Source organism: Amycolatopsis marina (assembly GCF_900111885.1).
Lineage (GTDB): Bacteria > Actinomycetota > Actinomycetes > Mycobacteriales > Pseudonocardiaceae > Amycolatopsis > Amycolatopsis marina.
Genome location: NZ_FOKG01000011.1, coordinates 173,831 through 199,478, shown reverse-complemented (window position 1 = coordinate 199,478; position 25,648 = coordinate 173,831). Strand labels below are relative to the sequence as shown.

The following is a 25,648-nucleotide window of genomic DNA, read 5'->3' as shown; positions in this document are numbered from 1 at the left end:
CCATGGGGAACAGTGCCGAGTGGATCGCGGAGGCGAGCACGGTGTGCCGGATCGCCGATCTGGCCGCCCGCGACGAGGAGGTCCTGCTGCTCGCCGAGAAGCGGGCGGCGGATCGGCAGCACGCCAAAGGAAAGCTCACGGCCAGGGAACGCATCGAGCTGCTGGTCGATCCGGGTTCGTTCGTCGAGGTCGACCGGCTCAACCGGCACCGGTGCACCGACTTCGGAATGGCGGACAACCGTCCCTACGGAGACGGAGTCGTGACCGGGCAGGCCACAGTGGATGGACGACCGGTGTGTGTCTTCTCCCAGGACTTCACCGTGTTCGGCGGCAGCATGGGGGAGGCGTTCGGGGAGAAGGTCCTCAAGGTGATGGATCTGGCCCTGACGATCGGCTGTCCCGTCATCGGCATAAACGACTCCGGCGGTGCTCGCATCCAGGAGGGTGTGGTGGCGCTGGCGTACTACGCGGAACTGGCGCGGCGTAACGCACACGCGTCCGGGGTGGTGCCACAGATCTCGTTGATCATGGGCCCGTGCGCCGGGGGAGCGGTGTACACACCCGCGATCACGGACTTCACCGTGATGGCGGGGGAGACCTCGCACATGTTCGTCACCGGGCCGGAGGTCGTCTCGGCCACAACGGGGGAAACGGTCACCGCCGCGGAACTCGGCGGCGCACGGGTGAACAGCGAGATGTCCGGCAATGTGCACTATCGCGCGAATGACGAGCAGGACGCGCTCGACTGGGTCCGGACCCTGCTGGGTTATCTGCCGAGCAACAACCTGGACACCTGTCCCGAGTACGCGAGCACCGCCGATCTGCGCCTCGGTGAGCGGGACGAATCCCTGGACGCACTGGTGCCGGACTCGCCGCACCGGGGGTACGACATGTACCGGCTGATCGAGGCGCTCGTCGACGACGGCGACATCCTCGAGGTGCAGAAGGATTTCGCGGCCAACATGATCTGCGCGTTCGCCCGGATCGAGGGTCGCTCCGTCGGTGTCGTCGCCAACCAGCCGCTGTGTCAGGCAGGTGTGATCGATATCGACGCCTCGGAGAAGGCCGCGCGGTTCGTGCGCTTCTGTGATGCCTTCGGCATACCCCTGCTCACCCTGGCGGACGTCCCGGGATATCTGCCGGGTGTCGGGCAGGAGCGCGCCGGGATCATCCGCCGCGGCGCGAAACTGGTGTACGCCTACGCCGAGGCGACGGTGCCGAAGGTGACCGTGGTCGTGCGCAAGGCCTACGGCGGTGGATACGCGGTCATGGGCTCCAAGCATCTCGGTGCCGATGTGAACCTGGCCTGGCCGACCGCGGAGATCGCGGTGATGGGGGCCGAAGCCGCGGTCACCGTGCTGTATCGCAGGGAGTTGCACGCCGTGGCCGGGACGGCGCGGGAAGCGACGAGGCTGCGTCTCGTCCGGGAGTACCGGGAACGGTTCGCCACCCCGTACGCGGCGGCCGAGCGCGGCTACGTGGACCGGGTGATCCGGCCCGCGACCACGCGGATCGAGGTGACGCGGGCGTTGCGCCTGCTACGCACCAAGCGACAGGAACTTCCCGCGAGGAAGCACGGGAACATCCCGCTGTGAGCAGGCTGGGTGCTTGCGGCGACAAACGTGGAGGAGCAGGCGATGATCGCTAAGAGGCGGCGGATGTGGACGCTGCTGGCAGCCGTGCTGCTGGTGGGAGCCGCGCAGGTGCCCAGTGCCGGTACCGCGATGTCCGGTGTCGCCCAGCAGGCCGGCGTCGCGGCGCGGGCGGACAACGGAGCCAGGGTGCTGCGGGAGACCAGGATCGACGAGCGCACCCTGGATCTGGAGATAGATTCGCCGTCGCTGGGGCGCAGCGGCATGGTGCGGGTCCTGCTGCCGGAGGGCTGGGACGAGCAACCCGGCCGGACCTGGCCCTCGCTGTGGTTGCTGCACGGCTGCTGCGAGCGGGCCGACTACCGGTCCTGGACCGAGTTCACCGATGTGGAGGAGTTCACCGCGGACAAGCAGACGCTGGTGGTGCTGCCCACCGATGGTGCGGCGGGCATGTACACCAAGTGGTGGAACTTCGGACTCTGGAACACGCCGGACTGGGAGAAGTTCCATGTCACCGAGGTGCGGCAGATCCTGGAACGCGGCTATCGCGCGGGACAGCGCAGGGCGGTCGCCGGGCTGTCCATCGGGGGATTCGGCGCGATGCACTATGCCTTCCGTCATCCGGGCATGTTCTCCGCCGCGGCCTCCTACAGTGGTGTGTTGAACACTTTGGACACTCTCGCTCCCGGGGTCATCAAGGCGATCCTCGTCCGTGAGGGGTTCTACAACTGGACGATGATGTGGGGCGGCGAGCGGCTCAACCGCGGCCTGTGGGAGTCGCACAACCCGTACGACAACGTGGAGAAGTTGCGGGGAACCGCCCTGTACGTGTCCAGCGGCAACGGTGACCAGGGGCCGCTGGACGAGCAGTCACCGCTCGACTTCATCGAGCCCTCGGCTCTCGGAACCTCGAAGCAGTTCACCGCGAGGCTGCGGGAACACGGCATCCCGGTGACCACCGACTTCTACGGCGGCGGCACCCACACCTGGCCCTACTGGGAGCGCGCCCTGCACCGCTCATGGCCGGTGCTGGCCGAGGGGCTGGGGCTGTAGGAGAGGCTGATCAGGTCGTGGGCAGCCCGGTCAGCAGGAACTTCCGGACCAGCGGACCGGCCACGTCCCGGAACTCCTCGAAGTAGGCGTGCCGCGCTCCGGTGATCAGCCGCAGCCGGGCGTCCGGGATGCGCTTCGCGAGCAGCGCAGCGTTGGCCGTGGGATTGAACCTGTCGTCCGTACCGTGCACGACGAGCGTCGGGGCGGTGATGAGTGGCAGTACGTCCCAGCTGTTGTGCCGCGCACTGGCCTTGCGATGGCTACGACGAGCGTGTGCGGGCATCGCCGGGTCGCCGAGCGTGTTGTAGGGGCCGGGATGGGTGGCGAGCCAGGCCGGGGAGTACATCAACTCCAGCAGGGCCTGCCGCACGGACTCGGCGTCCCGTTGGGCGAGCGACCGGCTGACCTCCAGGCTGCGTTCGACCCCGTGTGGGGTTCCGGGGGAGGTGCAGCCCAGTACCAGCCTGCTGACTCGTTCGGGGTGATCGGCGGCGAGCCACTGCGCCACCCGGCCGCCCATCGAGGTGCCGTACACGCCGGCTCTGGTGACCTCGAGGTGATCCAGTACCGCGACCACGTCGCTGGCGAAACCGCGCGTGCTGTAGGTGTCCGTGTCCGGCTTGCCGCTTCGGCCGGTGCCCCGGTAGTCGATCGTGACGGTTCGGAACGTGGTCTCGAAGTCGGGGCGTACGGCGTCCCACCAACGGCTGCTGTTGGCCTGCCCGGCGAGGAGGACGAGGGTGTCCGCGCCGGAACCGTGCACCTCGTAGTGAATGGCGACCTTGTCCGTGGTCAGCACCTGTGGCATCCCGTCGATCGTAGCCGGGACATCGCAGGTGACCGCCAGGATGGCGTATAACCGCCTATACGGCCGGGCTTTGAGGGAGTATTCGCCGAAACAGGCGGCCGGTCGCCGCTCGGGAAGCGTACAGAGATCAGCCACGATCCGTGTGGAAGGAGCGCGCTGTTCAGGCGGAGACGTCGTGCTCGTCCCCGACGATGTGGTCGACGAAGCCGTAGGCCAGAGCTTCCTCGGCATCGAACCAGCGGTCGCGGTCCGCGTCAGCGGTGATTCGCTCTACGGGTTGACCGGTCTGTCGCGCGGTGATCTCGGCGATCCGCCGCTTCATCTTGCCGAACACCTCGGCCTGGATCGCGATGTCACTCGCCGCACCCCCGATTCCCGCGGAGGGCTGGTGCATGACGATCCGGGTGTTGGGCAGCAGGTAACGCTTGCCCGGTGTACCGGAGGACAACAGGAACTGGCCCATGGAGGCGACGAAGCCGAGTCCCCAGGTCGAGACGTCTGGTTTGACGAGCCGGAGCGTGTCGTAGATCGCCATGCCCGCCGTAACCGAACCACCCGGCGAGTTGATGTAGAACGTGATGTCCTCGGCGGGATCCTCGGCCGCGAGCAGCAGCAGTTGCGCGATGACCCGGTTGGCCACCTCGTCGGTGACCTCCGAACCGAGGAAGACGATCCGGTCACGCAGCAACTGCTCGTAGACCGATTCGTTGACGGACGCCGTGGGAGTCGGTGTCCGCATGTCGGGTGCAAGATCCACTGTCATCGCTGCCTGCCTCTGTTCGACGTCCGTTGCAGGACCGACGGTATGGGCCAGACGCGGTCGGCGGGACAACGTTCGCCCAGAGCGTGCCGAGTTCGCTCTGGGCGATCATGACCGGCCATCGCCTGTCGCCGAGCCGTTTGTACGGCACTTGTATCCCCGCGGCACAGGCTCTCCGCACGTCTGAACAAACCTCACGGAGGACAGTTATGAGAATGCGGCCCAGGATTGTCAGGAGCGGGGCGGTGCCGATCACACCCGCGACCCGCCCGGCGACGCGCCGGAAGCGAGGCCTGCTCACCAAGGTCGCCGTGCTCACCGCGGGCACGGCCATGTCGTTCGGTGTGGCCGCGCCGGCCCAGGCGGAGCACGATGTCGCGGCGATGGCGTTGCCGTCGGCCAACATGGAAGCGGTGCTCAAGGCGGCACAGATCGACCCCCGCAGGGCGGGCACCGAGCTGACGCCCGGCAGCAAGGCCAGCGTCGTGCTGGTGGAGGAGGCGCTGACCGCGAGGGGACTGCTGGACGGCAAGTATGTGGACGGGCACTTCGGTACCGCCACCATCTCCGCCTACGCCGCGTACCAGCGCTCCCTCGGCTACTCCGGTATCGATGCTTCCGGGCTGCCTGGGCCGACATCGCTGCAGAAGCTGGGCAGCCAGCGCTACACCGTGACCAATGTGGTGTCGGCGGGCAGCAGGGTCACCTACCACGGGCGCACGATGAACACCCGCACCAAGGCGATGCTGGTGGAGGCCGAGCGGCTGCTGGGCCGACAGCTTTCGGTCACGCAAGGTTCGTACAACCCCGGTGGTGTCGGCGGGTCGGCCGGTACCCACGACGGTGGCGGCGCGCTGGATCTGTCGGTGCAGGGGATGACGTCGGGCACTCGCACAGACGTCGTCAGGAAGCTACGCAACGTGGGCTTCGCGGCCTGGCTGCGAACTCCCGCCCAGGGGAACTGGGCCTACCACATCCACGCGATCGCGGTGAACGACCCGGATCAGTCGTCGGCGGCGCAGCACCAGGCCGGGGACTACTACCTCGGCTACAACGGTCTGGCCAACCGTGCTCGCGATGACGGCCCTCAGGTCACGAAGGTGACCTGGGAGGAGTACAAACGCGGCTGATCCCGGCGCCGGCGGGAATTCGTCGACGAGTTCCCGCCGGCCCGCATCCGGAAGCGGGCCGCGGAAAACGGAGCGGCGAGCAGCCGGCTGCGCACGTTACCGTGCCCGGGACGATCTCGGAGGACGGAGAAGCTGTGGCAACCGAACACGACGATCTGTTGATCGCACGGGTCGAACAGCCCGGGGGAGTGTCAGTGCGGCTCGCGCAGCAGATCGCGTTCATCGTCGAGGTGGATCGCCTCAAGACCGTGCTGCGGCGCAGCCCGCTGATCGCCGAGGATCGCAGGGAGAACGACGCGGAGCATTCCTGGCATCTCGCGTTGATGGTGCCGTTGCTCGCCGAGTACGCGGACGATCCCATCGACGTCGGGCACACAGTGCAACTGGTCCTGGTCCACGATCTCGTCGAGATCTATGCGGGGGACACGTTTCTGTACGACACGGATGCCGAGCGGGACCAGGACGCGCGGGAGCGGGCCGCCGCCGACCGGCTGTTCGCGTTGCTGCCCGCGGACCAGGCCGCGCGGTTACGCGCGTTGTGGGACGAGTTCGAGGCCCGTGAGTCGCCGGAGGCACGTTTCGCCAAGGCGATGGACCGGTTGCAGCCGCTCCTGCTCAATTTCAACAACAAGGGTGGCACCTGGCGGACCCCGGGAGTGACCGAGTCCGACGTGCGCGGCCGGAAGTCGGTCATCGCGGACGCATCGACCGAGCTCTGGGCCTACGCGCAGAAGTTGATCGGCCTCGGCGCCCTGCGCGGCTGGGTTCGACGGGACCGAGACTGACGGACGGTCGTCGCAGGCACCGCATGCTGCGATAATCCGGACCCCGGCGGATCGCTGTCGGTCACGGACGGTCGACAAGACGTCGTCGGGCCAGCGGAGGTGGGATGGCCATGCCAGACCCACGGGCGGCGAGGTTCGGCGAGGTGCTCGCGGTCGGCGAGTTCCGGTCGCTGTTCGCCGCTCAGCTGGTCACGGTGATGGGGGATCAGCTGGCCAGGGTCGCCCTGTCGATCCTGGTCTTCGACCGCACCGGGTCGCCGGGCTGGGCGGCGGCGGTGTACGCGGCCACGTTCCTGCCGGATCTGCTGGGCGGGCCGCTGTTGTCGGGGCTGGCGGATCGGTACCCGAGACGGACGGTGATGGTGAGCGCCGATCTGGCCCGGGTCGTGCTGGTGGGGCTGATGGCGCTGCCGGGAATGCCGCTTCCGGTCGTGGGTGGTCTGCTCGTGGTGGTCCAGGTGCTCAACCCGCCGTGGAACGCCGCGCGGGCGGCGCTGCTCACGCACGTGGTGTCCGATCGGCAGTTCGTCAGCGCCATGGGCTTGCTGTCGATGGTGGTGCAGAGTGGGCAGGTGGTCGGGTTCGCCGGGGGAGGCCTGCTCGTGGCCTGGCTCGGCCCCCACGGCGCACTCGCGACCGACGCGGGCACCTTCGGCGTTTCCGCGCTGGTGTTGCTGGCCGGAGTGCGGCAGCGCCCCGCGGCCGCGGCGCCGGATGTCGCCTCCTCGGCTGGCGCTGGTTCGTCCCGGGGCCGCGCGTGGTGGAGCCTGGTACGGGGCGGAATGCTGCTCGTCTGGTCCGATCGGCGCTTGCGATCGTTGGTGGCGTTGGGCTGCGTGTCCGGGTTCTACATCGCGGGTGAGGCGCTGGCCGCGCCGTACGCGGCCGAACTCGGCGGGGGCTCGGTGACCGTGGGGCTGCTGCTCGGGGCCTTCGCCGCGGGAAGTGTCGCCGGCATGGCCCTGCTCGCCCGCGTGCCCGAGGTCTACCGGCGTCGGCTGCTGGTGCCGTTGCCGGTGCTGGCCTGTGCGGTTCTGCTCGGCTGCGCGGCCGATCCCGGTCTCGTGGTGACGTTGCTCCTGTTCACGATCTCCGGATGCGCCAGTGCCTACAACCTGGTGGCCAGCACGGTGTTCGTCCAACTCACCCCGGACTCGCAGCGCGCACAGGCGTTCGGCCTCGCGATAACCGCCCTGCGGGTGTCCCAGGGCGTAGGTGTGGTGGTGGCGGGCCTGGCGGCCGAACGGCTCGGACCCCATCTCGTGGTCGCGTTCGCGGGTGCGCTCGGAACCGTGGCGGCACTGGCCGCGTGCGATTCCTGGCGTCGTGCGTCGGCCCGCGCTCCCGGTCCCGATGCGGCATCGGGACCGGGAACCGGTGGTGCCAGGTTGTCCTAGTGGAGTATTCAGGCCGGACCCGTGGCCGAGTGGGTCAGAAGCGGGTCCAGTCGGTGGGCCGCTGCGGAGCGGGGCGGCTCCAATCCGTCGGGAGCGAGCGCACCGACCAGTCGGTCGGCAGCGAACGGAACGTCCAGTCCGTGGGGCACGACCTGGTCCAGTCGGTGGGCCGCTGGCTACGGCGCCTGCCGCTGGTGGGCAGGCCGGTCTGCAGTGCGCGGATGTTGAGGTTCGACATGGTTACCTCCGGTGGTGTCGGGCACAGTGTGCAGGCAGGCGGGCAATCGGCCAACCGGACTAGTGACACACCGCTTCTGTGCGATTACGATGGCCATCCTCTCGCTGGAGCTACCGGGGAGAAGGTGCTACGCGTGGGATTGTCCAAGGTCCGAGGGCCGATACACAGCTCAGCCGGCCGACAGTTGGGTTTCGATCCGCGCGGCTGGTCCGTGTGGCTGTTGCCCCGGCCCGTCCTGGTGTCGCTGGTGACGGTCGAGATTGTCGCGCTCGTCGCGGTCGCGGCGACCGCGACGCTGGTTCCCGTCACGGCCCAGGCACTGATGTGGTGCGGCCTGCTCGTCGCCGCGGAGGTCATTCATCTCGAGGCGGCACAGGGTATCGAGCGGATCCGTGAACTCGGGGCCGAGGGCCATCCCCACATGCACCTGCAGTCGATCTGGATCTTCGCCGGTCTGCTTCTCCTGCCGCCTCCGCTGGCGGTCGTGGTGATCGTCGTCAGCTACGCACATTCTTGGCTGCGGGTGTACCGGCGGCGGGGTGTGGCGCACCGCAAGGTGTACTCGGCGGCGACGGTGGTGCTCGCCTGCACGGCCGCCGGCGCCGTGTTGCACCTCGGCACCGGCGGACAGTTCGCCCCGTACATGCCCCACGCGGACGGGTTCGGCGGCATGGTCACCGTGCTCCTGGCTGGTGCGGTGTACTTCGGTGTCAACTACGTCCTGGTGATCTTCATGATCATCATCGCCAATCCGGACAAGCCCGGACGCAACGCGCTCGGCAATCCGTCCGACGTGCTGATCGTGCTCGCCGCCGTCGGGATCGGCTGTGGTATCGCACTCGTGGTGACGCTGCGCCCCTGGTTGCTGCCCGTCCTGATGATCACTCCCGTGGCCCTGCACCTCGGTCTGCTGCTGCCGCAGTTCCAGCTCGCCGCGAGGTCCGACTCGAAGACCGGGATCCTCGCTCCGGAGTTCTGGTCCGAACTCACCCGTCGCGAGCTGGTGCGCGCCGAACGGATTCACTCCACGGCGGGCGTGCTGATGATTGACATCGACCACTTCAAGGCTGTCGACGACGGCAACGGCCATCTCGCCGGTGACGAGGTGCTTCGTGCGATCGCAGGCGCGGTCCAGGGGTCGGTCCGCGGCGGGGACTACGTCGGCCGCTACGGCGGTGACGAGTTCGTCGCGCTGCTGCCCGGCGTCGGCGCGGACGAGCTCGTGGCCGTCGCCAATCGCATCAACGCCGGTATCGCCGCACTCGAGGTCCCTGTCCCGGTCCGCACCCCGGGAAAGCCGGCCACGGTCAGTGGTCTCACGGCCTCCATCGGCGCCGCGCTCTACCCGGACACGGCCACCGACTACACGACTCTCCTGCACGCCGCCGACGAAGCCGCCTATGCCGCGAAGAAGAGTGGCCGGAACCGGGTCGTGCTGGCCCCGCAGGACGTGATCGGGGTGAGCATCCCCGCCCAGATCCCCGCCGAGCACTAGCCGAGTCAGCAGTTCCGACGGCCGTGTTGGCAGTTCCGGTGACGTGACAGCGGTAACCGGCCAGTCGGGGGGCTTCCCGGCCGGTTACCGCCACGTCATGAAAGAGGTGACTGACGAGCGAGAATGACGCGTGGACGCCCACTTCACCCGATCGTGTTTCGGCTGCTGCTGCGTTGCCGGGCGCGAAACCGCATCGCGTCGTCGGCCACACTGCCGCGACGAAGGGTGAGGACGTCGCGGAGGTAGTTCATCCGCAGTTTCCACGGTGCCTCGGCGCCCTGCTTGGGGAACTGGTCCAGCGAGCGCAGCACATACCCCGCGGCGAAGTCGAGGAACGGCTCCTCCTCGACCCGGGGGTCCCGTTCGGGGACACACTCGTCGTACCCGTGCTCGTCCATGTACGTGAGCAGGCGGCTGATGTATTCGCTGACCAGGTCGGCTTTCAAGGTCCATGACGCGTTCGTGTAGCCGATGGTGTAGGCGAAGTTCGGCACGCCCGACAGCATCATGCCCTTGTAGGCCATTCTGTCCGGCAGGTGCACCTCGGCGCCGTCCACCGAGAGGTGTATTCCGCCGAAGACGAGCAGGTTCAGCCCGGTGGCGGTGATGAGCACGTCGGCATCGAGCTGGTCGCCGGAGCGGAGCCGGATGCCGGACTCGGTGACCGTGTCGATGTGGTCGGTCACGATCGATGCCGCACCACGGCGGATGGCCCTGAACAGATCACCGTCGGGCACCAGACACAGTCGTTGGTCCCAGGGGTTGTACTTCGGCCTGAAGTGGACGTCGACGGGATAGTCCTTGGGCAGCTGCGCGATGGCGAGCCTGCGCAGCAGTGACTTGACCAGGCCGGGACGAGCCTTGCTCAGCTGGAACACGGCGGTCTGGGTCAGCACGTTCTTCCACCGGGAGAGCCGGTACGCGAGCGGGGACGGCAGGACCTTCCGGAAGAAGTTCGCCACGACGTCGACGCCCGGCTGGGCGATGATGTAGCTCGGCGACCGCTGCAGCATGGTCACGTGCTCCGCGTCCGGCGCCATGGCGGGCACCAGGGTCACTGCCGTCGCACCGCTGCCGATGACCACGACGCGCTTGTCCGCGTAGTCCAGGTCCTCGGGCCAGTGCTGGGGATGCACGACCGTCCCCGCGAACCGGTCCAGACCGGGGATGTCCGGGGTGTATCCCTCGTCGTAGCGGTAGTAGCCGCTGCAGCAGTACAGGAACCCGCAGGTCAGGGTGATCGTTTCGCCGGTGTCGGTCCGCTCGACGGTAACGGTCCACCGGCGCTCGTCGCTGGCGTAGTCGGCGTGCACGACGCGGTGGTGGAACCGGACGAGCGAGTCGACGCCGTACTCCCGCGCGGTCTCGTGCACGTAGCTCAGGATCGCGGGGCCGTCCGCGATGGCCTTCTGGTCGGTCCAGGGCTTGAACCGGTAGCCGAGGGTGAACATGTCGGAGTCGGAACGGATACCGGGATAGCGGAAGAGGTCCCAGGTGCCACCGATCGTGTCCCGGGCCTCCAGGATCGCGAGGGTGGAGCCGGGCCGGTCACGACGGAGCTGGCAGGCCGCGCCGATGCCGGACAGGCCGGCTCCGACGATCAGCACGTCCACGTGTTCGAGCAGTTCGTCCGGGCCGCCATCGTTTCCGCAAGGTGTCATTACCATCCTCCAGACATACCGGCGGTCTTGAACGTAACCGTGGTTATCCTGCCACCCGATCCGATCGGGCGACAGTCACCCGCGCTGCCGGTGCTCAGCCGCACAACCTGTGCCGTTCGGCTTCCGCGCGGGCGTGTGCGGCCTCGGCGTGAAAGCCACTGCTCTCCAGCAGCTCCGCTGCCTGCCGCAGCGTGCGATCCGCCTCGTCGTGCCGCCCTGCCGAGAGCAACGCGAGACCGAGTTGGCGCATGGCACGGGCGAGTTCCGGGTCCAGTGCGACGTGCTCGGCGAGCGCGACGGCCCTCCTGGCGAGGCGCAGGCCCGTGTCGGGGGTCTGCGAGGTGCGGCTGAGCAGCCGCAGCGCCCACGCCTGTCCCATCAGGTCGTTGTGCTCCTCCGCGTAGATCAGCGAATCGCGGATGTGCCGGTCCGCCGAGTCGGTGTCGCCGAGCACGAGTTGGACGTCGGCGAGGAACAGCCGCACAACCGACACCAGGTCGAGGTCGCCCATGCGGCGGGCCGAGGCCAGGGTCGCGGTGAGATGTTCGGCGGCAAGGCCGGGTTGACCCGAGGCCTGGTGCAGCCTCCCGAGTTCCAGTGCGGACGAGGTGCACAACGCCTCGTCGCCCAGCCGATGGGCGATCTCGTAAGCCCGGCTCAGGTAGCCATCCGCCTCGGGCAGGCGACCCGCTCTGCGTTCGATCGCGCCAAGGGAGCACAGCACCTCCACCTCGCCGTGGCGGTTGGCCGCCGCGGCGAAGTGTCGTCTGGCCACCCGGTGCTGCTCACGAGCCTGCGGCTGCCGTCCCGCCCATTCGTGCATCCAGCCGACACCGTGGCGGGCGTAACCAGCACCGTTGGTGTCGCCCTTGCGTTCGAGGATGACACTCGCCCGCAGGAAGTCGGCCTCGGCCTCGGCGAAGCGGTGTTGCCGTGCGCGGAGCACACCACGCTGCTGGAGCAGCCCGCCGACGTCATCCGGGTCCACCGCGCGTAGTGCCACCCGGTTGAGGTCGTCCCAGTCCTCGAGGCGAGCCTGCAGATCGCAGAAGCCGGCCGTGGCCAGCGCCAGTTCACCGGTCAGCCCGCCGAGCCCGAGCTCCGCGCTGTGCTCGACGCAGGCGCGGATGTTCAGCCACTCCGCGTCCAGCCAGGCAGCAGGATCCGCGGGCAGCAGGGTGGCGAGTTCTTCGGTCCACCGGGTGTCACCCGTGCCGCCGCGCGTGCGCAGCAGGCCCTGATGTGGCAGCCGGTCATCGGCGCGTTCGACGAGCCCTCGCCACAGCTCGAACAGTCTGCGAAACGGCGGGACGAGGTCGGCGCCGCCGGTGAGTTCGCGGCCGAACGTCCGCAGCAGGTCGTGCAGCCGAAACCGCGGCTGCCCGAGTGAGTCCTGACCCACGCAGGCGACAAGGCGTGCGTCGACGAGGGTTTCGACGTGGTCCTCTGCCTGCTCGAGGCCGAGGTCGAGCAGGGGAGCGGCGACCCAGGCGGGAAAGTCCGGGCCCGGTAGCGCGGCGAGGAGCCGGAACGCCTGGCGGTGGGAGTCGTCCAGTCCGTCGTAGCCGCAGGCCAGGTTGGCCCGGACATCGAGGTCGCCGACGCGCAGCTCGTCGAGTCTGCGGCGCTCGTCCGAAAGGCGATCGGCAAGTCGGGCCAGGGGCCAGTGCGGGCGCTTGACGAGCCGGGCGACGGCGACCCGCAGCGCCAGTGGGAGATGGCCGCAGTAGTCCGCGATCCGCACGGCCGCCGTGGGGTCGCTGGCGATCCGGGACCCGCCCAGTGCGTCACGCATCAGGTCCACGGCCGCTTCGGACGAGAGCACGTCCAACGGGACCACTCGTGCGCCTTCGAGGCCCGCGAGTATCCGCCTGCTGGTGACGATCGCGGCGGTGGCGGTGGTGTTGGGCAGCAACGTACGCACGTGCGCCTCGTCGGCCACATTGTCCAGCACCAGGAGCACGCGCCGATCGGCGAGCAGGTCGCGCAGCAGATCGGCGCGCTCTGCTGGATCGGTGGGAACGGCCCGGCCCGGGACACCGAGGCCGCGCAGCATTCGGTCCAGCGCGGTAGCGGCGTCGACCGGGTTGTCCTCGGTTCCCCGCAGGCTCAGGTAGAGCTGACCATCCGGGTAGTGGTCGCGGACCAGATGGGCGACATGCACGGCCAGGCTGGTCTTGCCCACACCCGCCGGTCCGGTGATGGTCCAGACACCCGCGCCGTCGCGCAATCCGGCGCCAAGTTGCGCCACCTCGTCCGCGCGACCGGTGAACTCGGGGACGTCGGCGGGCAGCCAGGACGGGACCGGGGTGCTCGGGGGTCTTCGGTGCTGCCGCCGGTTGCCGGTCGCCGGGGTCGCGAGGACTTCAAGGTGCAGTTCACGCAGTTCCGCGTTCGGGTCGATCCCGAGTTCGGTCGCGAGGACGCCGGTGGCTCGGCGGTAGGTGTCGAGCGCCTGCGCGTGTTCGCCGCTGTGGTGCAGGGCGCGCATCAGCTGAGCCCAGAATCGTTCGCGCAACGGGTGTTCGGTGACCAGCGCACGGAGGTCGTCGATGATGCCGTGGTGTTCCCCGAGCCGCAGCCGCGCGTCGTTGCGCCGTTCAATCGTCCCCAGCCGCAGCTCGTTCAGCGCGTCCGCCTCGCTGTGTCCGGGGTAGAGCGACGGCACGTCCGCCAGCGGCTGCCCACGCCAGAGTGACTGGGCCGTGTCGAGCAGCCGGGCCTGTTCAGCCACATCGCCGTTCTCCGCCGCCGTCTCGGCAGCGGCGCGCAGTCGGTGAAACCTGCTGAGATCGAGTTGTTCCTCGGTGAGGTGGATCGCGTAGCCCGAGGTCTCGGTTCGGATCAGTCGTCGCTCATCCGCGTCCCGCAGCGTCCGGCGCAGACGCATCACATAAGTCTGCAGAGTGGCGCGGGCGGCCTTCGACGGGCGGCTGCCGTAGAGGTGTTCGACCAGTTCGTCCGTGGAGACGGCCTGCCCGGCACGCATCAGCAGCGCCGCCAGCAGCACCCGCTGCCGTGCCGACCGGATCTCGACCGGCCGACCGGAGTGGCTGACTCGAAGGGGCCCGAGAACGGCGAAGAACCAGTCTTCGCGACCACTCACAGCGCCCCCTCGTCCAGTCGTCCGCGGATCAGCTCCGCAGGGCACTCACTCTAACGGTCCGCGACGAGTTGTCAGCGAAGGGTCACTTCGGAAAGAACGCTGTGAGCTGCACTTTTGTGGGTTGAGGTCGGGACTTCCCGGTGCTCGCGCGAGTGCGAGCAGGATCTCAGCGACCAGGTGTCAGTGAAAGGTCAGCAGCTTCGCGCATGCTCGGGATCCGGCCGCCGCCGTTGGATCGCGGACCGAACGAAGGGCATCGATGAGAAGTAGTCATTGGTACGGGAGCTGACTCCGCCGGCGTCGCGGTTCCCACCCCCGCAGCGAGGCGGGAACCGCGACGTGTGCGGGCGGCCTGGTCGGTGGTCCCCCTGGGGGTGTCCACCGGCTAAATCCGCACCCGCTCAGGTCGAATGGCGTTGCTGGGTACGGAAAACCACGAACAGCAGCCGAAGACCCACCAGGGCGCTGATCACCAGGAGGTTGTAGCCGAGCAGCTGGTGCAGGCTGAGATCCGGTAACAGGGTCGGACCGCCGGATCCGGTCAGCAGCAGTACGGCCATCAGCCCGGTCGCAGCTCCGACGAACGTCAGCAGTACCTCGTGCAACCAGCCGGTCAGCAGGTCGCGGTCACGCTCGTCGGCCAGGAGCCGGACGTTCACCGACAGCCGTCCCTGCTCGAGTGCGCCGCCGATCCGGTCGACGCGGCGGGGCAGCCTGCGCAGCACCGGTAGCAGGGCCAGCAGTTCGTCCGTCGCCGCCCGGCGTACCGAATCCGGGCGCAGCTGCTCGCCGAACTGTGCTGTCGCGAAGGCTCGGGACTCTGCGACGATATTGAACCCAGGGGCGAGCAGGGCCAGCGTTCCCTCCATTGTGGCCAGTGCGCGGAACACGGCCGCGATCGGGGCGGGCACCGACAAGCGGAAGCCGGCCACCACGCGGAAGAGATCGGTGAACAGCTCCATGTCCGGCGCCTCGCCATGGCTGAAGTGCTTGGCGACGAGCGCGCCCAGTGCCCGTTCGAGCCGTTGCTCGTCGATCTCGTCCGGCCGTTCGACGATCTCCAGCAGCCCGTCCCGCAATGCGGCGGGGTCACCACGATCGACCGCGAGAAACAACGTGTGCAGCCCCTCTCGCAAACCGGAGTCGAGTCTGCCGACCGACCCGAAGTCGAGCAGCCCGAGCCCGCCGTCGGCGAGCAGCAGAATGTTGCCGGGGTGCGGGTCGGCGTGAAAGACGCCGTGGAGGAGTACCTGCCGCAACACACAGTCCAGGAGTTCTCGCGCGGCGGCGGTACGGTTCGCGCCGTCACCGGGAATCGTCGCCGCGCCGAGCGGTACCCCGTCGAGACGGTGCATGACCAGGACCCGCTCGGTCGACAGTGCCGAATGGACAGTCGGAAGGCGGACGGATCCCGAACTCGCCGACGCGACCGCGGAGATGTTGCGCGCCTCGACCCGGAAGTCGAGTTCCTCGACGAGCGCGACCGCGAACCCCTCGGCAAGGTCGACCACACCGAGCCCGCGTGCCCAGTTGGTCCGCCGATCCAATGTCCGTGCCAGCCTGCGGACGATGTCCAGGTCTTGTTCCACCACCTTGCGCACACCCGGCCGCTGCACCTTCACCACCACGTCCTCGCCGCTGTGCAGCCGCGCGCGGTACACGTGTGCTATCGAGGCGGCGGCGATCGGCTCCACGTCGAAGTCGGCGAACACTTCGTTCGTGCCCGCGCCGAGTTCGTCGCGCAGCACCTGCGCGATCTCGTCTGGATCCGCGTGGGCGACCTGGTCCTGCAGCCCGCTCAGTTCGTCGATGAACTCGGGCGGGAGCAGGTCGGGGCGGGTGGACAACACCTGGCCGAGCTTGACGAACGTGACACCGCCCTCCTCCAGTGCCCGGCGCAGTGCCCTCGCGAGCGTGGCGTTGCGGTGCCCTTCGCCTTCCGCGTCCCTTCTGCCAGCGAGGTACCTGCCAAGCCCGTGCCGCACGGCGATCGCGGTGATCTGGGAGTACCTCCTGGTACGGGCCATCCTGCTGCGCAGTGCGCGGATCCGGACGAGGACGCCAAGGCCGGCTCCGCTCGGAAACGCCATCTCCGCCACCAGCAGGAACACCAGGGTCGCGAGAAAGGAACAGCCCGCCACCGGGATGAGCAGTCCGAGGGCCAACACCGGATCCTGCTCCGGGCCGAGGGGCAGCGCGGTGATGATCAGGCCCGCGATCGTCCAGCCGAACAGTGCCCCGGCGAGGGCACGGCCGGTGCCGATCCGTACCCCGAGCACCCGGCGGGACGCGACGACGAGTGGCCACAACATCACCAGGTAAAGCGGCAGGCTCAGCAGGCCGAGCAGTAACGACGACATGAACAGATCAGATCATGCCGCCGCACCCGGTGGTTCCATCTCGGGAGGGGTTTCCTTCACTCCCAGGTCCTGGTCCGGACTTCCGCCCTACTGTGCGCTCGCGGCGGGCCGGACCACGATCTCGTTGACGTCGACCTCGGCGGGCCTGCTGATCGCGAAGGCGATGGCGTTCGCGATCGCGGAGGCCGGGATCGCCACCGACCGGTAGGTCCGCATGTTCTCCCTCGCCAGCGGGTCGGAGATGGAGTCGGCCAGCTCGGACTCGGTGACCCCGGGAGAGACGACACTGACCCGGATGTCGCCGGAGGACTCCTGGCGCAGTCCTTCCGAGATCGCCCGGACCGCGAACTTCGTGGCGCAGTAGACCGCCGCGGTGGGGACGACCTCGTAGGCGCCCACCGAAGCGACGTTGACGAACTGGCCCGCCCCCTGTTCCCGCATCACGGGCAACGCTGCCGCGATGCCGTACAGCACTCCGCGCACGTTCACGTCGATCATGCGGTCCCACTCGCCGACCTTCAGTTCCGCCAGCGGCGACAGTGGCATCACCCCCGCGTTGTTCACCATGACGTCCACACGGCCGTGGTGTTCCCTCGCGGTGGCGACGAAAGCCCGCATGTCCTCCGCGTCGGTGACGTCGAGACGCTGGAACGTGGCGTTGCCACCGCTGGCGGTGATGTCCGCCGTCAGCTGCTCCAGCCGATCGGTTCGGCGGGCGCCGAGGTGGAGGTGGTGGCCGTCGGTGGCCAGCCGGAGAGCGGTGGCCGCTCCGATGCCGCTGCTCGCGCCCGTGATCAGGACGGTCCTGCCGGAATTCCCCATCTTTGTGTCTCCTCCCGGCGCAAGGCCAGGTGCTCGTGGTGTGGGCTTCTCGACCACGAGTCTTGGCGCCACAGCGGCAGGCAACCAGGACGCGTCCTCCCTGGGCGCGGCACTCCCTGGATCACCCACCGCGCTAGCATCCGTCGCTGGTTATCTCGCTTGGGGGCTACTTGCGGGCACTTCATTCCCCGAATCGCACTTTTGTGGGAAAGTGTCGTACCCCGCGTGCGCAACTACCGCACTTCGTCGGTAGTCCTCGTGTGCCGGTTCGTGGTCGACTGGTGGTCGCGGCCGTCCGGTGCGTGAGTGCTTCGGCAAACGAGTGACGGTGGTCGGGCCGAAGTTGCCTGATGCTGCCATTCGGCGCAAGAAATCGCGGCCCTCCGGCCTATCGCGGTTGGCTCATTCGTACCCATTCCACCGCGATCGTGCGGCAAACTTCGTTGTGCCCCTTAGCCTTGCGTGATTCTTCGCTAAGAGGAGCACTGGGGAGCACGATGAAGTCCACCGCACCACCCTGGTTGTCGCGCGCCCGGAATCGGCCGGATCGCGCAGCCAACCGGCCATGAGCAGATCCGACATCGTCCGACGTTTCACCGACACCGCCGAGTACGCACCCCACCGGATCGCCGTCGCGACCGACACCGGCGACGTCACCTATGCCCGGCTGGCGGAACTCGCCGGGGGACGGGCCCGCCTGTTACGCACGGCCGGCGCGCTGCCGGGCACCAGGGTAGGACTGTTGACCGGGCACGGCACCGCGTCGATCGCCGCCGTACTGGGCACACTCGCGGCCGGGTGTGTGTACGTCCCGCTCGATCCGGGTTTTCCGGTCGACCGGCTCCAATACCAGCTCGCGACGGCGAACGTGTCACTGGTGCTGGCAGCTCCGGAACACGCCGAACTGGCCGAAGCCCTCTGCCGCCACACCGCGAGGCGGCTGGTGCTGGCGGACGACCACCACCTCGCGGCGCTCCCGTCGGCGTCGGGGCAGGACCTGGACGAACTGGCGTACGTCCTGTTCACCTCGGGCTCGACGGGACGGCCCAAGGCCGTCGGGCAGACTCGGCGCAACCTGCTGCACGTGGTGGACAACCAGATCGACAGCCTGTCGATCACCGTCGCCGACCGGCTCAGCCTGCTGGCGTCGTTCGCCTTCGACGCGGCGATTCCCGACCTCTATCCGGCACTGTTGACCGGTGCCGCAGTGGTTCCGGTGGATGTCCGTGCGCACGGGGTCGCCCATACCGCGCGAGTACTGGCACGGCATGGGGTGACGATCTACCACTCGACTCCGACGGTGTACCGGTACCTGCTCGACGTGCTCGGCGAGGACCGGCTCGCCTCGGTGCGGACCGTGCTGCTCGGCGGTGAACAAGCCACCTACGACGACGTCCGGGCAGGCGTGGCGCGGTTCGGGCCGGAGTGTGTGTTCGTCAACGGGTACGGCGCGACCGAGGTGACGTTCGCGGCGCAGTACCGGCTGCCCGTGACCGAGTTCGATGCGGCGGCCTCGAGGGGGCCACTGCCGATCGGTTCCGCGCTGCCCGGATTCGAGCTGGCGCTGCGCGAGGACAGCGGTGAGATCGAGATCCGCGGCCGCCACCTGGTACAGGGCTATCTCGACCAGTCCGACCGGCCCGACGGACAGAGCCCGGGGTTCGGCGTCACCGCCGACGGCGTACGTCGCTACCGCACCGGGGACGTCGGGCGGCGCCTGCCGGACGGCGAACTGGTCTGCCTCGGCAGGCTGGACCGGCAGGTGAAGCTCCGCGGGTTCCGGGTGGAGCCCGCCGAGGTCGAGGCCTGCCTCAGCGCGCTGCCCGGAGTGGCACAGGCGCGGGTCATCGTGCGTGACGACGTCCTACTGGGATACGTCACGGCCGCGGCGGACACTCACCACCCACAACCGACGCTGCTGCGGGCGGAACTGGCCCGACGGCTGCCCGGCTACTCGGTGCCCGCTGCCGTGACCGTGGTCGGCGAGTTCCCGCTCACCGTGACCGGCAAGCTCGACGAACGGGCGCTGCCCGACCCGAGGGCGGAAATGGCCGGAACCGGCTTCGGCGCGCCGACGACCGGAACCGAGCGGCAGGTGCATGACATCTGGTGCGCGGTGCTCGGCCGGGACGTCGTGGCCGTGTCCGACAATTTCTTCGACGTCGGCGGGCACTCATTGCTGCTCGGCCGTGTGCAGCAGCGGCTGACGGAACGGTTCGGAGTGGACATTCCGCTGCTCCGTCTGTTCGAACATCCGACCATCACCGCGCAGGCCGAGTACCTCGACGGCGCTGTTTCCGGCACCGTCGGGGACAGTGCAACGAGCGCTGCCGAGGTCGCGCAGGCACCGGCCCACCGTGTCCCACCCGTCGAACCGGCCGAGGTCAACAGCGACCTGATCGCCGTCGTCGGGCTGGGCGGGTGCTTTCCCGGCGCGCGGAACGTGGCGTCGTTCTGGTGGAACCTGTGCGCCGGCGTCGACTCCATCCACGACTACTCCGACAAGGAACTGGCCGAACTCGGCATCGGGGTGGGCCTGCGCTCCGATCCGGCACATGTGCGCTCTGGCGGCCGGCTCGACGGAGTCGAGGACTTCGACGCCGAGTTCTTCGGCTTCAGCGCCGAAGAGGCGGCCCTCGCCGACCCGCAGCACCGGCTGTTCCTGGAGGCGGCCTGGCAGGCACTGGAGGACGCGGGACGGGACCCTGCGGAGGAGGAGGGCCCGGTGGGCGTCTTCGCGTCGAGTTCGGTGAACCGCTACTTCCTCTACCACCTGTTCGACAACCCGGCGGTGACCGGTGTGCTCGACCCCGACGAGTGGGAGACTCGGCTGCTCGAGCGTCAGCTCACCGACCATCTGCCGGGTCAGGTGGCCTACCGGCTCGGCCTCACCGGTCCCGCCCTTGCCGTGCAGAGCGCGTGTTCCAGTTCGCTTGCGGCGGTCTGCCTCGCCGCGCAGAACCTGGCCGACTACCGCTGTGATCTCGCACTGGCAGGCGGCGTGAGCGTCACCTGGCCCCGGCACCGCCGTGGCGCCCTGACCTCGGTCGACGGCCGCTGCCGGGCTTTCGATGCGGCGGCCGACGGCTCCGGATTCAGTTCGGGAGCCGGGGTCGTCGCGCTGCGCAGGCTCGCCGACGCACTCGCCGACGGAGATCACGTCTACGCGGTGCTGCCCGGCTGGGCGATGACCAACGACGGGGCGGACCGGGCGGGCTATGCCGTGCCTGGGACGGCGGGGCAGTCCGCCGCGGTGGCCGAGGCGCTGGCCGTGGCCCAGGTGGACCCCGTCGAGGTGCGGCTGGTCGAGGCACACGGCAGTGGCACCCCGCTCGGAGATGCGATCGAGGTGTCCGCGCTCAACCGGGTGTTCGGGCACAGCGCGCCGCAGGGGTGGTGCGCGCTCGGCTCGGTGAAGACCAACATCGGTCACCTCGACGCGGCCGCGGGCGTGGCCGGGCTCATCAAGGCGGTGCTCGCGGTCCGGCACGGGGTGATTCCGCCGAACCTGCACTTCACGACACCACATCCCGAGGTCGATCTCACGGGCGGGCCGTTCTACGTGCCGACCAAACCCCTCGAATGGCCCGTTGGCGAACCCAGGGTCGCCGGGGTCAGCGCGTTCGGGATGGGCGGCACCAACGTGCACGTCGTCGTACGCGAGGCCCCGCCCGGCGGGGTAGCGGTTCCCGCCATCGGTCCGTACCTGCTGCCGATGTCGGCACGCGACAGCACGGCGTTGCGTGCCGTCGTCTCCCGGCTGCGTGACCATCTGGTCGCGGGTTCGCCGGAACTCGCCGACGTCGCGTACACGCTCGCGGTGGGCAGGCGTGCCCTGCGCTGCCGCGCGGCGGTGGTGGCGGAGAGCCGGGACGCCGCGGTCACCGCACTGGACGTCCTGCTGGACGACGACACGGACCTGGCCGGACAGCAGGGCGAGTTGCTGGAGCTGGGCGCGAGGTGGGTCGCGGGCGCCGATGTCGACTGGCGTGCCCACTACGAAGGCCGGTCAGGGCGCCGGATTCCACTGCCGACATATCCGTTTCAGCGCACCAGGTTCTGGATCGACCCACCGTTGAAGGGCGGCCCGCGATGAGCTGGTTCCTCTGCCGCAGGCCAAGTCCGGAGGCCGCGGTCCGGCTGTACTGCCTGCCCTACGCCGGTGGTGCGGCCAGCGTGTTTTACGACTGGCCATCGGCTATCGGACCGGACGTCGAGGTCCAGGCGGTCTCGATGCCGGGACGGGAACGGAGGTTCGCCGAGGACCCCGGTTTCGAGATCGCCGAACTCGCGGACGCGGTCGCCGCCCACGCGGACGGCCGCCCGTTCGCGCTGTACGGCCACTCGCTGGGTGGGTTGGTCGCGTTCGAGGTGATCAGGCGGCTGCGCCGGACTCGGCAGCGGCTGCCGGTGCGACTGTATGCGGGCGCCTGCAGGGCGCCGCACATCCGGGAGCAGGGGCCGTTCGTCGGGCTGTCCCGGCTGGACGACGAGGAGTTGGTCCGCCGGGTCGCCGAGGGCGGCGGCGTGCCCGATGCCGTGCTCGCCGAGCCCGAGCTGATGGAACTGCTGCTACCGGTGCTACGGGCCGATTTCACCTGGATCGACGACTACGAGTACCTCCCGGAACCCCCCGTCGAGGTGCCGATCGTCGCGTTCGCCGGTAGTTCGGACGACGCGGTCGCGACCGCCGACGTCCAGGCGTGGGCCGGGCACACCGCGGCCGGATTCAGCCTTTCGCAGATCGAAGGGGGGCACTTCTTTCTGCGCGAATCCCGGGACGAACTGCTCGCCACCGTGCGCGGCGATCTGGTTGCCGCTACCGCGGCCGCCGGTGCCGGCGCGTAACGGGTCCACCATCCATCCGATCATGGGGAGCCTGGATGACGAACACCATGCCCGTCGCGGCCACACAATGGCTGGCGGGACAAGAACTGTCCTTTCCGGACACCAGTATCGCGGAGCTGATCCTGGCCCAGGCCGCGAGGACTCCGGATGCCGTGGCAGTGCGGCAGTGGGATGTCCAGCTCAGCTACCGCGAGCTGGTTGCCCACGCGAGGAGCGTGGCCGACGTTCTCCGTGAGCGGGGCGTGCGGCAGGAAACCAGGGTCGGTGTGTGCGCCGAACGGTCTCCAGCTCTGGTGTCCACAGTGCTCGGTGTGCTGCTCTCCGGGGGTTGCTACGTGCCGCTGGAGCCGGGCGGCCCCGCAAGCAGGCTCGCCGCGATCGCTGCCGACGCCGGAGTCACCCTGGTGGTCGGCGACGCCGCGGTGGCCGAGTTCGGTGCGGCGCCGGGAATAGCGGACCTCGAGACACCACCTCTCCGCGCAGCGGCATCGGAGGACCGGGCAGGGGTTCCGGTATGCCCGGCTGTGCCCGCGAACACCGCACACGTGCTGTACACCTCGGGGTCGACAGGAACACCGAAGGGCGTGCTCACCAGCCACCGGAACATTGTCGCGTTCGTCACCGGCTGGGCGGACCTGCTCGGGATCGGGCCCGGGACCAGGACCCTCGGGATCGCCTCGCCGGCTTTCGACGCGTTCACGATGGATGTTTTCGCGCCGCTGGCGCACGGAGGTTCGGTGCAACTGCTCGGCACGGCCGACCGGGCGGACCCGGAGCGGCTGCGCCGCTTCCTCGTCGAGCACCAGGTCAACAGCGGCTTCATCACCCCGACCGTGCTGGCCCTGCTCGACCCGGCTGACGTGCCGGACTGGCAGATCATCGCCTGCGGCGGTGAGAAGGTGCCCGCCGAACTGGCCGCGAAGTGGCTGCCGGGACGACGGTTCCTCAACGTCTACGGACCGACCGAGACCACCGTGGTCGTGCTGACCCACGAGGTGAGCGGGATCCCGGCCGATCCGGTGCCGATCGGTACCCCCACTCCGAACCACCGGGCATATGTCGTCGACGATCGACTCCGCCTCGTCGGCCGGGGTGAGACCGGCGAACTGCTCATCGGCGGCCCGGGCGTGGCGGGCGGCTATCTCGGCAGGCCGGAACTGACCGCGTCCCGATTCGTCGAGGACCCGTTCGCCGACCGGGCGAACCAGCGTCTCTACCGCACCGGCGACCTGGTTCGCGTCGGGTTCGACGGCAGGATCGAATTCGTTGGCCGCGCCGACCGGCAGGTCAAGGTCCGTGGACAGCGGATCGAACTCGGTGAGGTGGAAGCCGCACTGTCCGAGCACCCAGGTGTCACCGCGGCGGCGGTCGAGGCGGTGAACGACCACGACGGGACCCGGCTGGTCGCGTTCGTCACTCCCGCCACCGCACCGTCTGATGTGGATATCCGAGCCCACACCGAGGACAGGCTGACGCCCGCGATGCGGCCGGCCGCCGTCGTGCGGCTGAACACCCTGCCGCTCAACCCGGTTACCGGAAAGGTGGACCGGCCCGCGTTGCGTTCCATGTCGGAGCACGCACTCGCCTCACAATCCGGCGACGACCCGCACCCCGAGCCGGACGCCTCGGCAAACCCGGTGCGACATGCCGTGACGCGCATCTGGGGGCGGGTGCTCGGGCCCATGGCGGGCAACGACTTCCTGCTCTCCGGGGGCGATTCCATCTCGGCCATGCGGCTGGTGGCGGCCCTGCGCGCCGAACTGACGGCGGACGTCGGCGTGGAGGACGTGCTGGCCGGTCGGACCCTGCGCGCCCTCGCACAGCGCGTCGCGGACGCTCCTCCTCTTGCCGGACCGGAGCTGGCCACGGGGAACCCACCGGCTCTCTCACCGCCCCAGCGACGGCTGTGGTTCCTCGACCAGCTCGCTCCGGATGCCGCGCCGTACAACATCGCGATGGCCTTCCGGCTGTCCGGCCAGCTGGACCAGGCCGCGTTGCGTGCGGCACTGCGCGCGGTGACCGACCGCCACGACGTGCTGCGGTGGCGGATCCGCTCGGTGGACGGCGTCCCGCAGGCCGAGTGCCGACCGGTCGAGGACGTTCCGTTGCCGGTGCTGCCGATCGCGGGTGAGCAGGTGCGCGCCCGGCTGGCCACCGACGCGGCGACACCGCTGCGGCTCGACGAGGGACCGCCGTGGCGAGCGCGGCTGTACCGGCTCGGCGACACCGAGCACGTGCTCGGACTCACCCTGCACCATGCGGTGTTCGACGGCTGGTCACAGGCACTGCTCTGCGCGGATCTCGCCGCAGCGTACAGCGGCGCCACGCTGGAGCCCACCGTGGCGTCCTATGCGGACTATGCGGTCTGGCGTGCGGACCGGGACGAGCGACGCGCCGGGCTCGACGTCGCCTGGTGGACGGAGCATCTTCGCGACGTTCCCACCACACTTGATCTGCCCAGGGACCGCGCCCGCCCCGCCGTGCAGACCTATCGCGGCGCCACTCTGTACCACCCGTTCCCGGACGGGTCAGGGCAGGCGATCCGTGAGCTCGCGGCGACCACGGGCAGCACAACAGCCGGGGTGCTGCTCGCCGGATTCGGCCAGCTGCTGCACCGGCTGACCGGGACAACCGAGCAGCTGGTCGCCACGGTGGTCGCGGACCGGCAGCTGGCCGCGTTCCAGGACGTGGCCGGGTTCTTCGTGGACATCGTGCCGGTGCGCCTGTGCTCCGGCGACGCAGCGAGTTTCAGCACGCACGTCCGTCGCTGCGATGCCGAACTCCGGGCGGCGACCGCCCATCCGGCGGCATCCATCGAACGTCTGGTGACCGCGCTCGGCGTCGGGCGGGACACCTCTCGCGCCCCGCTGGTGCAGGTGATGTTGAACGTGCTCAACTTCAGCGAGCCGAGCCTGCTGCTGCGAGATGTGCGCGCCGAATGGCTGCCGGTGGACAAGCCGGGATCACCGTTCGACCTCACCGTGTACGTGCTCGAGCACGGCGTCGAACTGCTCTACAACCCGGACCTGTTCGACCGGTCCCGGATGGCCGCGCTGGCCGAGGACTTCCTGAAGCTGGTGGCGGAACTGACCGCCGCACCCCACGTTCCGATCGCCGCGAGTGAATTGCCCCGCCCCGCGCTCCGCTCGTCGGGACCGGCCGCGCTGATACCGGGGCGGCAAGGGCCAGTGCCGGCCGGGATCGTGGACGCAGGCACATCCGACCCGTCCGCGCTGGCCGCGACGGAGTCGATGATCGCCGCCGTCTGGCGTGAGGTGCTCGGGCTGGAGTCCGTCCGGGTCACCGACAACTTCTTCGACGTCGGCGGCCACTCGCTCGCGCTCGCCGAGGTGCACGCGAAGGTCACCGCCCGACTCGGCAGGCCGATCCCGATGGTCGAACTGTTCACCCATCCCAACATCCGCGCGCTCGCCGTCCACCTGCACGGCGCGACGCGCAGTCCCGAACTCGCCCGCGCGGCCGAACGTGTCGCCGCACGGCGCGGACGATCCCAGGCCAGAAGGCCACGACGCACCGCCGGCACAACCGGCACCGCGGAACAGGAGTGACGAAGTGACTCAGTCGCAACCCGG

The 25,648-nt window shown here is 69.3% G+C and carries 16 protein-coding genes; 9 read left to right on the top strand and 7 right to left on the bottom strand.

Translation table 11 applies throughout. The features are described 5' to 3' along the window. The first annotated feature begins 2 nt into the window (after positions 1-2). Positions 3-1,595, top strand: coding sequence for an acyl-CoA carboxylase subunit beta (locus BM199_RS19260; protein ID WP_091674645.1), 1,593 nt, complete (start codon positions 3-5; stop codon positions 1,593-1,595). A 42-nt stretch (positions 1,596-1,637) separates the two neighbouring features. Beyond that, entirely contained in the window at positions 1,638-2,645 is a 1,008-nt protein-coding gene (locus BM199_RS19255) for an alpha/beta hydrolase (RefSeq protein ID WP_425425547.1), read from the top strand. Between the two features lie 10 nt (positions 2,646-2,655). Here BM199_RS19255 and BM199_RS19250 read toward each other — a convergent pair whose 3' ends face one another. Both BM199_RS19250 and BM199_RS19245 read right to left on the bottom strand, forming a co-directional pair. After that, positions 2,656-3,453, bottom strand: a complete 798-nt coding sequence (locus BM199_RS19250) for an alpha/beta fold hydrolase (RefSeq protein WP_091674644.1) — start codon at positions 3,451-3,453, stop codon at positions 2,656-2,658. Positions 3,454-3,613: 160 nt separating this feature from the next. After that, positions 3,614-4,216, bottom strand: a complete 603-nt coding sequence (locus tag BM199_RS19245; RefSeq protein ID WP_091674643.1) for a ClpP family protease — start codon at positions 4,214-4,216, stop codon at positions 3,614-3,616. Between the two features lie 290 nt (positions 4,217-4,506). On the opposite strand from BM199_RS19245, the gene BM199_RS19240 reads away from it, so the two are divergent. From BM199_RS19240 to BM199_RS19230, 3 genes are all read left to right on the top strand, one after another. Beyond that, positions 4,507-5,343 carry a peptidoglycan-binding domain-containing protein gene (locus BM199_RS19240; RefSeq protein WP_091674710.1) on the top strand — a complete coding sequence of 279 codons (837 nt, stop codon included), beginning with the start codon at positions 4,507-4,509 and terminating at the stop codon, positions 5,341-5,343. Positions 5,344-5,477: 134 nt separating this feature from the next. Next, positions 5,478-6,128, top strand: coding sequence for an HD domain-containing protein (locus BM199_RS19235; protein ID WP_245788461.1), 651 nt, complete (start codon positions 5,478-5,480; stop codon positions 6,126-6,128). A gap of 110 nt (positions 6,129-6,238) precedes the next feature. Then, on the top strand, positions 6,239-7,525 hold the full coding sequence (locus BM199_RS19230; RefSeq protein WP_091674708.1) for an MFS transporter: 1,287 nt from the start codon (positions 6,239-6,241) through the stop codon (positions 7,523-7,525). Between the two features lie 34 nt (positions 7,526-7,559). Here the strand turns inward: BM199_RS19230 and BM199_RS19225 are convergent, their stop codons facing one another. Next, a complete protein-coding gene (locus BM199_RS19225; RefSeq protein WP_091674642.1) occupies positions 7,560-7,763 on the bottom strand; it encodes a hypothetical protein in 204 nt (67 codons plus the stop codon). A gap of 133 nt (positions 7,764-7,896) precedes the next feature. Here BM199_RS19225 and BM199_RS19220 point away from each other — a divergent pair, with 133 nt between their 5' ends. After that, complete coding sequence (locus tag BM199_RS19220; protein ID WP_245788460.1) at positions 7,897-9,258, top strand: sensor domain-containing diguanylate cyclase; 1,362 nt, start codon at positions 7,897-7,899, stop codon at positions 9,256-9,258. A gap of 143 nt (positions 9,259-9,401) precedes the next feature. Here BM199_RS19220 and BM199_RS19215 read toward each other — a convergent pair whose 3' ends face one another. The 4 genes from BM199_RS19215 to BM199_RS19200 form a co-directional block, all read right to left on the bottom strand. Continuing rightward, positions 9,402-10,919, bottom strand: coding sequence for a flavin-containing monooxygenase (locus BM199_RS19215; protein WP_281245720.1), 1,518 nt, complete (start codon positions 10,917-10,919; stop codon positions 9,402-9,404). Positions 10,920-11,013: 94 nt separating this feature from the next. Continuing rightward, entirely contained in the window at positions 11,014-14,025 is a 3,012-nt protein-coding gene (locus BM199_RS19210; RefSeq protein WP_091674640.1) for an AfsR/SARP family transcriptional regulator, read from the bottom strand. Between the two features lie 401 nt (positions 14,026-14,426). Beyond that, positions 14,427-16,385 (bottom strand): ABC1 kinase family protein, encoded by a 1,959-nt coding sequence (locus BM199_RS19205; RefSeq protein WP_091674639.1) that lies wholly within the window; start codon positions 16,383-16,385, stop codon positions 14,427-14,429. A gap of 87 nt (positions 16,386-16,472) precedes the next feature. After that, complete coding sequence (locus BM199_RS19200) at positions 16,473-17,207, bottom strand: SDR family oxidoreductase (RefSeq protein ID WP_091674638.1); 735 nt, start codon at positions 17,205-17,207, stop codon at positions 16,473-16,475. 565 nt (positions 17,208-17,772) lie between these two features. Between BM199_RS19200 and BM199_RS19195 the strand changes: the two genes are divergently transcribed. Genes BM199_RS19195 through BM199_RS19185 form a run of 3 tightly spaced genes read left to right on the top strand, consistent with a single transcriptional unit; the run spans position 17,773 to position 25,624 of the window. After that, positions 17,773-21,303 carry an AMP-binding protein gene (locus tag BM199_RS19195; protein WP_091674637.1) on the top strand — a complete coding sequence of 1,177 codons (3,531 nt, stop codon included), beginning with the start codon at positions 17,773-17,775 and terminating at the stop codon, positions 21,301-21,303. After that, positions 21,300-22,055, top strand: a complete 756-nt coding sequence (locus BM199_RS19190) for a thioesterase II family protein (protein WP_091674636.1) — start codon at positions 21,300-21,302, stop codon at positions 22,053-22,055. Before BM199_RS19195 ends, BM199_RS19190 begins: the two co-directional genes overlap by 4 nt. Positions 22,056-22,090: 35 nt before the next feature. Beyond that, complete coding sequence (locus BM199_RS19185; RefSeq protein ID WP_091674635.1) at positions 22,091-25,624, top strand: non-ribosomal peptide synthetase; 3,534 nt, start codon at positions 22,091-22,093, stop codon at positions 25,622-25,624. The last annotated feature ends 24 nt before the right edge of the window (positions 25,625-25,648 follow it).